Genomic DNA, 1984 nt, shown 5'->3' with positions numbered 1-1984 from the left:
CCGCGCTATGGGCTGCTCGACGGGGACGGTGAAGAGCCAGACCGCCAAGGGCCTGGCCACCCTGCGCACCCTGCTCACCCCCACCCTGACCGGGACCCCGCCCGATCAACGCCACCCACGTGTCGGCCCGGTCGGCACCGGCCGGCCCCGTGCCGGCCAGGTCGGCGCCGGACAGCACCGTATCGGCCCGGTCGGCGCCGGACAGGGCGGCGTCGATGCGCTGTTTGAGGGCTTCGTGCAGCAGCGGGTGAGGGCCGAGCGGGCGGCCGTAGCGGTAGCTCAGCCCGGGATGGCGCTGCTGCTCCCGGGCCATCGCGGCGGGGATGTCGCCCTTGCCGTGACCGGCGCCGGTGAGCACCAGCGGCAGCGCCACCAGCGCCCGGTGCTCCCGGGCGACGAGAGCGCCGACCGCGTCGGTCAGCGGTGGACGGGACAGCTCGATGAAGCCACCCTCGACGTCGCCGATGTCACCGCGAGCGCGGACCCGCTCGACGAGAGCGGCGAACTGGTCGACCCCGGCCGCGCTGCGCGTACCGTGCCCGACGATGACCAACCCGGTCATGACTTCTCCTCGACGTAGAGCAGGGCGTTGAGGGCGGCGGCGGCGACCGCCGAGCCACCCTTCTCCCCCACGTTGGACACGGCGGGCAGGCCGCTGGCCCGCAGCGCCGCCTTCGATTCGGCGGCACCCACGAAGCCGACCGGCAGGCCCACCACGAGCGCCGGTGCGGCGTCCACTGTGAGCAGTTCGACAAGCGCCGTGGGCGCGCAGCCGACCACCCAGACCGCCCCGGGCCCGACCCGCTCCAGGGCGATCCGGACGGCCGCCGCCGAGCGGGTGATCCCGGCCGAGCGGCCCAGCGCGGTGGCGGCCGGCTCGGCGACCGGGCAGACCAGTTCCAGGCCGGCCCGGGTGATGCCGGCGGCGACCATCGCCACGTCGGTGACCACGGGCGCCCCGGCGCGCAGCGCCGTCAGCCCCGCTTCCAGGGCGGCCTCGTCGCAGACCAGTTCGTCGACGTACGCGAGGTCGGCGCTGGCGTGCACCACCCGCTCGGTCACCGCGCGGGTCAGCGGCGGCAGGTGCGACAGGTCGACGCGCTCGCGCAGGATGCGGTACGACTCGGCCTCGATGGGGTGCACGACCCGGCTCATCGGGCTCCTTCACAGGGGTCGGGCTCGACGACGCGGATCGCGTCGACCGGGCAGATCTCCAGGCACTCCAGGCAGCCGGTGCACCGGTCGTCGCGGACCGTGAGGCCACCGGCAACCGGTCGGATCGCGTGGGTGGGGCAGGTGAGCAGGCACGCGCCGCAGCCCTGGCAGGCGTCGATCGTCACGAACGCCACCGGTACCCCCGGGGTGTGACCATCCGGCCGGCGACCAGCCGCGTGTCGCTGCTGCCCACGACCACGACGCTGTACATGTCGACGATCGCCGGGTCGAGTGTGGCCACTGTGGCGAGGTGCACCCGTTCGCCGGGGCGGCTGGCGTTGCGCACCACACCCACCGGGGTGTCCGGTGACCGGTGCGCGGCGAGGATGCCGAGCGCCTTGCCGAGTTGCCAGTCGCGGGCCCGGCTGCGCGGGTTGTAGAAGAGCGTCACGAAATCACCCTCGGCGGCGGCGGTGACCCGCCGCTCGATGACGTCCCACGGGGTGTGCAGATCGGACAGGCTCACGTAGGCGTGGTCGTGGCCGAGGGGCGCGCCGAGCAGCGCCCCGGCAGCGAGGGCGGCGGTGACCCCGGCGACGCCCACCACCTCGATCCGCTCGTCGGCGTACTCCAGGGCGGGGCTGGCCATCGCGTACACCCCGGCGTCGCCGGAGCCGATCAGCGCGACCGCCCGGCCGGCGGCGGCCTCGGTGACGGCGGCGCGCGCCCGCGCCTCCTCCGCGCCCAGCCCACTGGAGAGCACCCGGGTGCCGGGGCGGAGCACGTCGCGGACCTGCTCCAGGTACTGGTCGAGGCCGACCACCGCGGC

General features: G+C 75.2%; 4 protein-coding genes. All 4 read right to left on the bottom strand.

Annotated elements, in window-relative coordinates; all coding sequences use genetic code 11:
- Positions 1-562 (bottom strand): CbiX/SirB N-terminal domain-containing protein (locus ABZ749_RS34565; RefSeq protein WP_357235477.1); only part of this gene is annotated, 562 nt, incomplete at its 3' end.
- Positions 559-1155 carry a precorrin-8X methylmutase gene (locus ABZ749_RS34560; RefSeq protein WP_357235473.1) on the bottom strand — a complete coding sequence of 199 codons (597 nt, stop codon included), beginning with the start codon at positions 1153-1155 and terminating at the stop codon, positions 559-561. The genes ABZ749_RS34565 and ABZ749_RS34560, both read right to left, overlap by 4 nt.
- On the bottom strand, positions 1152-1349 hold the full coding sequence (locus ABZ749_RS34555; RefSeq protein WP_357235471.1) for a 4Fe-4S binding protein: 198 nt from the start codon (positions 1347-1349) through the stop codon (positions 1152-1154). Before ABZ749_RS34555 ends, ABZ749_RS34560 begins: the two co-directional genes overlap by 4 nt.
- On the bottom strand, positions 1337-1984 hold a 648-nt coding region (locus ABZ749_RS34550), incomplete at its 5' end, for a precorrin-3B C(17)-methyltransferase (RefSeq protein WP_357235469.1). The genes ABZ749_RS34555 and ABZ749_RS34550, both read right to left, overlap by 13 nt.

The sequence above is a fragment of the Micromonospora sp. NPDC047753 genome (assembly GCF_040642735.1).
Lineage (GTDB): Bacteria > Actinomycetota > Actinomycetes > Mycobacteriales > Micromonosporaceae > Micromonospora.
This window is presented reverse-complemented; position numbering and strand designations above follow the sequence as displayed.

What these genes read in the sequence shown, in the direction of transcription:
- ABZ749_RS34560 (WP_357235473.1), bottom strand. Translation starts at nt 1,155, where the DNA reads ATGAGCCGGGTCGTGCACCCCATCGAGGCCGAGTCGTACCGCATCCTG.